The following is a 7,946-nucleotide window of genomic DNA, read 5'->3' as shown; positions in this document are numbered from 1 at the left end:
AGATACGCGCCGACCTCCACCTCGGCCTGCTCCAACTCGCCTGCAGCATCATCTGCCTGCGAAAGCTCCGAACCTCATTCTGAAACGATCAGTTAGTGGGCATTTTGGCATCTCTGATCCTGTAAGTGGCTTATATTCATGCCGCTTTGATGGCGCTATGCCCAATAGGCGAACAACATCTGCACAGGCGCGGCAGCACTTCCTCGGGCACCAGATTCCCGCCGGACCACAGGCGACGGCGACCGCCTCAAGCCGTTACAGTCTGGCCCGGTGCACGGCGAGGAGGGGCCAATTGGTCGAGTGTTTCGTGGCCGTGTCCCACTGCCCCGTTCGTCGTTGCATGCGTTGCATCGCCGATTCGCGGGGGGATCTATGGCAACCATCCGGCCGAACCGTCCGACTGAGCGCAGCGGGATCAACGCCGTACGGGCTCTCTTCGACGCGCACGGGCACTTGGTCCAGGAGATCGACGGAGGAGCTGATCACGGAGAGGACATGCACGTCATCCTGGCCCGGGAGCGCAAGCGCACCGGCCACGTCATCGCCGTCCAGGTCAAGAGCGGCAAGAAGTACCGCCGGAAGCACAGCTATGCCATCCCCGTGGGCGACCACTTCGAGGACTGGCGGAACTACCGCATCCCTGTGGTTGGGATCGTCTATGACGCCGAGACCGAACGGCTTTTCTGGGTCAACTTGACGGAAACAGCGGTGGACGTACGGCCTGGACGAGACCATCGCAGGCCACCCCATCGTGACCGGTAACGTGCTTTACCTCGTGGGGAGTTCGGGCAGTATCCATGCACTGGACACACGGACAGGTTCCCCGCTGTGGAGCACAACGACCCGCCTCAGAACGACGCTTGCCCCGCTCGTCGACGGTAGTACCCTCATCGTCGCAGCCGCCACTGGAACCCTGACCGCCCTGGACACCATGAGTGGCGAGGAACGGTGGCGCAGGCGCGCTCCCGGAGGTTTTGTCGCACAGCCGTTCCTCGCAGGTGATCACCTCTACGCTGCCCACCGCGCCGGCCGAATGCTCATGTGCGACATCGGCAACGGCCAACTGCGGTGCTCCTACGAGCTGATGTGGGACCCGTCACGCCAAGGAGAACCCGTTTTTGCCGACGGCATCCTATTCGTCACCAGCGGGCGCGGCGACATCCACGCACTCGCTCTCGTATGACTACTGGAACCAGCCACCCCACTTCGCCTACGGGCCCTCAGTCGGGTAGACCGAGCCGCAGCCTTGCCGACGTCGGAACCCGGCGACTCCGCCCGTCCGCTTCCGCGCTCCCGCCCCGCTGACAGCCGCGCAAGCTCCGCCGACCCTTCTGTGCTCCGGCGACGATGCATCATTACATAACTGATCGTCAGTCAGCACACCAGAACCACAGACGATCTGATCTAATCCTGCAGCTCACCGCACACCCATCTTATGTATCGCACATGCTAGGGTTTGCATTACATTCTTGACTGCTGTTTCTGCTGCGCCGTCTTGGAGGCCCTGGTGCCCGCCGCGTCCGTTCCGCCGCCCGACCCCGCTGCTCCCGCCAGCCTGGGTGCGCCCGCTGTGTCTCTGGGTGTACACAAGGCCCGGCCGCTGCTGCCCCAGCTCATCCGGGACGCCGAGCAGGGCACCATCACCGAGCTCACCCGGGGCGAGGAGGAGCGGGCCCTGCTGGTCTCCGCCCACCTGGCCACCACAGCCGGCCTGGACACGGCCGGTGCGCCCGCTTGCGGTATCGCCGAGGCCCGCCCCGTCCTGGGCGACCTGGTCGCCCAAGCCGCCGCCGGCACCCCGCAGGTGCTGCTGCGCCACAAGCGGCCTGTGGCGGTCCTGGCCTGCGCCACCGCCCTCTTCCCGGCCACCGCGACACCGCCACCGGCCCTCCCGGCCGCCGCACCCGACACCCCGGCGGCGGCCCCGCAGGCTGCGGCCGCTGCGCCCGACGCCGATCCTCTCGACCTGGCCACCGACCCCATCGCTCCAGCTGCCGGGCCCGCCCCGGCCACCGAGCCTGCTCCGGTCGCTCCGGTTGCCGGACCGTCAGCTGCCGGTGCTGCGTCCGCTGTCGCGCCTGCCGCGGCGGTGTCGTCGGCCCCACGCCGTCGGCTTGCCCCGCTCGGGCAGGTCCTGGACACCCTGCTGCCCACTACCCCCGCCGGGGACGGGGACGGCGAACAGACTCCGCAGGTGGGCCTGCCGACCGGCATTCCCACCCTCGATGCCGCTCTAGGTGGTCTGCAGCCGGGCCGTTTCTACCTGGTCGCTGGCGCCCCCGGCACAGGAGCAAGCCTGCTGACCATCAGCGCCGCCCGCGCCACCGCTCTCAACCAGCGGCGCACCGTCCTGTACGCAGCCTCCGGGCTGACCCGGGCCGACATCGCCGCCCGCGTGATCGCCGCCCACACCCCGGTCGACTACCGCCGCCTGCGCGCCCAAACCCTCAACGACACCGAGCGTGAGGCCGTCGCCCGCACCGCCGACCTCCTCGCCGCGGCCCCGCTGCTGATCGACGACGGGACCGGCCTGGACGCCGAGGCGATCACCACCACCGCCGCCGACGTCCCCGACCTCGCACTCGTGGTTGTCGACCGCCTCCAGACCGCCCCCGACCCCCGCCTGCCCCTGTCCGGCCTGCCCGCCCTCGCCGACGCAGGCCAGGCCCTGGCCCACCTCGCCCGTACCCACTACCTTCCGGTGCTTGCCGCCCTCGACACCGACAACCCCGACCTGATCCGCGCCCTGGCCGCCGACGTCACCCTCACCCTCACCCCCGACACCACCCCCGGCACCGGCAGTGGCCGTGTCCGTCTCGCCATCGCCGAACGCGACCTCGGCCCCCTGACCACCCTCACCCTGGCCTCCGACCCGGCTCACGCCCGCCTCACCGACCCCACCCCCGACGACACGGCCGCCGTCGCACCCGCCGCGCCGACCACCACGCGCTCTGCCCCGGCACCGGAGGTGCCCCGGGAAGCGCCCACCGATCCCGGCGTGTCCGCTCAGGCCCAGCCGGCCCCCGCCGCGCCCGCCTCCGGTCCGGCTGCCCAGACGCTCCAGGAGGCACCCGCGGTGGCCGCCGAAGGCCCCCGGGAGCCCGCCACGCTGCTCCCCGGCACCACTACCGCCGGGGGAGCCGATGACGCCCAGGGCCCGTTCCTCACGCCTGCCCCAGCCGCGCAGACCCCCGCCCTGGACGTCCCCGCCGCGTTCAAGACCGGCAACAGCCGGCCGCTGCGCCCGACCCGGACGCCTGCGGAGCGCACTCCCAGTGCCCGGGCAGCCGCCGCCCTGGGCGACAGCTACTCGGACCGGGACTACAGCTACTACCTCGACATGATCGCCAGCGCCGTCCACCAGGCCCTGGAGGAACACGGCGGCGAAACCGAGGCCGCGATCGCCGCCCTGGAGAAGAAGGCCATCCCGAACGGGATGCAACTCTTCGACGCCACCCGCGTCGGCGCCACCTACGAACACACCGTCTACCCCGAGACGCTGGACTTCCTGCGCAAGAAGTCCCGCAACGGCGCCGACGACATCTGGGAGGGCCGCCACAAGTGGGAGAACGCCCCCCTGCTCGACGACCTGCGCAAGGGCCGGCTGCTCCCGGTGGCGGTCGATGTCCTGGACACCAACGCCGCCTACTGCACCGCCCTGAAGACCCACCTGCCGATCGGCGCCCTCCAGCACCAGCCCGACGGCGGCTTCGACCCCAAACGCTCTGGCATCTACCTCTTGCCCAAGCGCCCCACCTGGAACCACCCCCACCTGCCCGACCCCATCGGAGGCCGCCGCGAAACCGGCCCCGTTCTCCTCGACGACGCCACCATCCGCCTGCTGATCCGCTGCCACAAGCTCGGCCTGAGCGAGGCCCCGCACATCACCGAGGCCTGGACCTCCGGCGCCAGCGAAAGCCTGCTGGAGAAGTTCCGCCGTGTCCTGACCATCGCCCGCGAGAACGCCATCACCACCGCCGACACCGTCACCGAGGCCTACGTGAAGGCCATCTACGCCAAGTTCGTCTCCACCATCGGCGAATCCACCCACAACCGGGACCTGCGCCGCCCGGACTGGATGCACATCATCCGCTCCCAGGCCTTCGCCAACCTCTGGTACAAGGCCCACCGCGCCCACACCCACGGCCTGATCATCGTCGCCCTGCGCGGCACCGACGAACTCCACACCACCAGCGACAGCGCCGACTGGCGCACCGTGTTCACCGAGGGCCGCCTCACCACCCAGATGAAACTCAAGGACCAGTACACCCTCCCGCGCACCCGAAAGGCCGCCTGAACGTGTCGACCGACGGATGGAAGAACTTCGGCAAGTACGGCGCCCATCTGGACCCCGGCAACGTCCACGGCAAGATCGCCCTCGGCCGCGCCCTCGAAGACGCCCTCGAGCGCATGATCATCGAAGGCGGCATCAAATCCCCGCCCACCACCCGCCGTGGCCTGCTCGCCCGGATGCGCTATCTCACCACCACCACCGGCGGCACCCAGGCCCTCAGCGACGCCGGCATCACCGCCACCCCCCGCACCATCCGCGCCTGGACCCACGGCACCCAGCGCCCCCGCCCCCACAATCTCGAAGCCATCGACACCGCATACTGGAACCTGCGCGCCCACAACGTCCTCACCAACCCCGGCGGCTTCAAGCAGCACCTCAACAACGCCGGCCGCGGCACCCGAGTCGAGATCCACCCCGTCAACCAGGACCTCGTCGATCAGCCCCGCCGCCGCGACAACCTCCGCCTGCGCACCATCCAGGTCCGCTACGTCTGGGACGAGGCCGTCGACGCCATGGTCGACGGCGACGAGGCGAAGCTGGAGGAGATCTGGGACGACGTCATCGCCGACCTCGACTCCGACTGGGGCGCCTATACCTACGTCTCCCACATCGGCCTCGGCGCCTGAACACCACCACCTCAAGCACTGATGGCAGTCCCCGAACGGCCACCCGCACTACGGAGCCCCAGGTAGCCACCCCACTACAGTTCCGCCCCGTGACCGGTACCCTCCGCCGCACCGCTGCAGACGACGACGCACTCCTGGAACGGCTGCACGACCTCGCGCGGGGCACCGGAACCACAGGCGATCCCCACGGCTGTCTCCCGGACCAGCCGTTCCCCCGCTCACGAATGCCGAGGTCGAGCAGGTGGAGCGGCAACTCGGCTACGAGCTGCCGCCACAGCTCCGACGCATCTACACCGAGATCGGCGACGGGGGATTCGGCCCGGAAGGAGGCCTCGCCTCGCTGACACCGCGCCGCGTCCCGTACTGGCACAGACCGGACTGGCCCCGCAACCTCCCTCCACACGCGAGGGCCAAAGTACGGGCGGCCGGCGTCATGGCTCTTCCTGACAGGCGGCTGCAGCATGCTGGCACGTCTCGTTGATCGCGATCGACAACCCCGTCCTGCTCTGGGACGCCGACGGCTGGGAACCCGACTGGGGCGAAAACCTCCACGACGGCCTGTGCTACGCCGCACCGTCACTGCGCCAATGGCTGTGGACCTGGGCGGACGGAGGCAACGTGTGGGACGAAGCACTCAAGATCATTTAGGTGCTGCGGCCACAAGCGGCTTGACGATCTTCCCCACCAAGCACCGCACGTCCCGGCCGGACAGACGGGCCCATCCCCGCCAACGCCCCACCTCGTCCCACCCTGCCGCTGCGCCCCACACCCCGCTGCACCGCCCCTTTCCGGGAAGGCCAGAACGCGGCCCTCCGCGTACCCCCGCTGCGCCGACCTGCCCAGGCCGGCGCAACGGCGCTCCGGTGCAGCACCCCGGAGCCTGCCGGGACGGCGGCTGCGCCGCTTCTGGGACAGCTGTCCGAGCGGTCTGCCACACTCGGCCCGTGGCGGTGGATCCGAAGAAGCTGCGAGAAGCGGTCAGCACTGTCGTGCAGGGGCTCCATTCCTGTACCCACCGGGAGTTGACCGAGCTGGGGCCCGAGCTCAGGCTACCGATACCCGCGGCAGACACAGGCTCGAAGAGCCAGCGCCTGGAAGCCTGCCTCAAGGCACTCCCGGACGACGGCGGCCTCCTCCAGGCCGCGCAGCGCCTCCTTGACTCCCCGCAGGTGTCCGTCCGCGGGAAGGAGCGGTTCGCCCTCGAGGACGCCGTCTGGGACGCCGGAACGGTCATCGAGATCCCGGGCCGGGTGCGGCGCGAGCTGGCCGCCGCGATCAACCTCGACGAGCTGCTCTACCGCGAGGACGGGTTCGAGCGCGCACTGGAACGGTTCTGGCACCTGGACGACGACCCGATGGCGCGGTGGACGGGATCGTCGACGACGAGCCTGCGGGCCCGGATCCACCAGCACGTGTTCCGCAACCGAGAGGACTGGTCGGCGGAGGAGCTGTTCGAGCAGCTCGGGGTCTTCGAGGCCGGCTCCGCCAGGTTCACCCGCTTCCTCGAAACCCTGGTCGACCCGGCAACCCTCCCGGACGCTGGCGCCCAAGTCCGCCTCGTCGAGACGCTCAACACGGCGCTGGCACCGACCGCAATCCGCCTCGAGCAGACCGGCGAGCGCGACGGCTACCCACACTTCCAGCTCCTGCGCACCGGCCCCGGCGCCGCCCGCCGGCCGAAGACCCTGATCTTCGCCACCACTGCCAAGCCCGACATCCGCTTCCTGAGCGTCGTCGACAACGATCTCGAAGTCCTGCAGGGGATAGACCAGGTCCTCGTCTACGACCGGCCCATCGGCCCGGACGGCATCCGCTGGTGCGACCTGCAGCAGTGGTGGCAGGAGAAAACCGGCACCGACGACACCGAGCAGGCCAAGAAGGACCTCTACAACCGCCTGCTGGCCTCCATGCCCAGCGAGGACGTCTCTCCCCAGCGCGACCTCTACCGGCTCTATCACTGCATCTACGGCGCCCGCGCCTGGACCCTACCCGCCCTGCTCCCAGAGGTCTGGCTGCACTGGGACCACAAGACCGTCCAACAGCGCGGCGTCGAAGCCCTGCTGAACCACCGTATGGACTTCCTCATGCTCCTACCGGGCGGCCACCGCGCCGTCCTGGAAGTCGACGGCCGCCACCACTACGCGACCGCCAAGGCGTACGAGGACACTGTCCGCGGCGACCGCGACCTCAAGCTCCGCGGCTACGAGGTCTACCGATTCAGCTCCACCGAACTCAGCAACCGACACCACGCTGGCCCCCTCCTCGAGCAGTTCTTCACCACCCTCTTCACCCACCACAATCTCACCATCCCGCCGGCGGAGCCCCACCACACGACCCCCAACACCTGACGCCCGAACCCGGCCGGGAACCTGGGCCAGGCGCACCCACTGGCTGGGCCCGCGTCAGCCCTCAACGCCAAGCAACTGCCCACGAGTTCATCACGGCCGGGCAGCCGTGTGCGATACAGAACCCGCCCGGTCGATCAGTTCTGTATCGCCGAAACCTTGCCTCAGTGGCATTACACATGCGTATCCGCAAGCCGTCGACATCCCGTTACATAACATCGGCCGACCAACTCTCATTCTCTAGTTGCCAAGTAACATGGTCTAAACCAAAGAGAAAGGTTTAGACCTGACTTGAGCCTAACCAAGGGTCACGAAAACCTCTGCAGCAGAGGAAACGGCATCGCCTGGCTGCCCCTCACAGACCGCTCGTTCCGCCGGAGGCGGAACGAGCCCGGAGGGCGCTGAGAACGCTAGAATGAGGCCGCACAGCAGCCACGAAACACCCGGCCCAAGCCGGTCCCCATGAAACTAGCAGGTCAGAGCCAGCTCTGAGCGAACCATCCGCCCGAGGAACCTGGTTCGCATTACAGAGATCAGAATCGGGCCGGCGGTGACCGCCACCACCCACCGCGTCGAGCCGTCCGACTCCACGCCGCCCCAGCCAGCTGGCGTCGCGGAGCGACGCCGCAGCATTCCGTCACGGTAGTGACGGCGCGTCATGTCTCCGGAGGAGACGGCGCG

General features: G+C 69.1%; 6 protein-coding genes. All 6 read left to right on the top strand.

The features are described 5' to 3' along the window. Positions 1-372: 372 nt before the first annotated feature. The 6 genes from ACIO5D_RS38390 (at position 373) to ACIO5D_RS38365 (ending at position 7,268) form a co-directional block, all read left to right on the top strand. Positions 373-762, top strand: coding sequence for a DUF4365 domain-containing protein (locus ACIO5D_RS38390; protein WP_400800942.1), 390 nt, complete (start codon positions 373-375; stop codon positions 760-762). After that, entirely contained in the window at positions 752-1,183 is a 432-nt protein-coding gene (locus ACIO5D_RS38385) for a PQQ-binding-like beta-propeller repeat protein (RefSeq protein WP_400660007.1), read from the top strand. The genes ACIO5D_RS38390 and ACIO5D_RS38385 overlap by 11 nt, the downstream gene beginning before the upstream one ends. Positions 1,184-1,570: 387 nt before the next feature. Next, on the top strand, positions 1,571-4,297 hold the full coding sequence (locus ACIO5D_RS38380) for a DnaB-like helicase C-terminal domain-containing protein (RefSeq protein ID WP_400800939.1): 2,727 nt from the start codon (positions 1,571-1,573) through the stop codon (positions 4,295-4,297). Positions 4,298-4,299: 2 nt separating this feature from the next. After that, positions 4,300-4,920, top strand: a complete 621-nt coding sequence (locus tag ACIO5D_RS38375; RefSeq protein WP_331768863.1) for a hypothetical protein — start codon at positions 4,300-4,302, stop codon at positions 4,918-4,920. A gap of 477 nt (positions 4,921-5,397) precedes the next feature. After that, a complete protein-coding gene (locus ACIO5D_RS38370; protein ID WP_400800936.1) occupies positions 5,398-5,568 on the top strand; it encodes a hypothetical protein in 171 nt (56 codons plus the stop codon). A gap of 374 nt (positions 5,569-5,942) precedes the next feature. Continuing rightward, positions 5,943-7,268, top strand: coding sequence for a hypothetical protein (locus tag ACIO5D_RS38365; RefSeq protein ID WP_400800933.1), 1,326 nt, complete (start codon positions 5,943-5,945; stop codon positions 7,266-7,268). Positions 7,269-7,946 lie beyond the last annotated feature (678 nt).

The sequence above is a fragment of the Kitasatospora sp. NPDC087315 genome (assembly GCF_044744345.1).
Classification (GTDB): Bacteria; Actinomycetota; Actinomycetes; order Streptomycetales; family Streptomycetaceae; genus Kitasatospora.
Note: the sequence above shows the minus strand (reverse complement) of the source record. Positions and strands in the feature narration are given on the sequence as shown.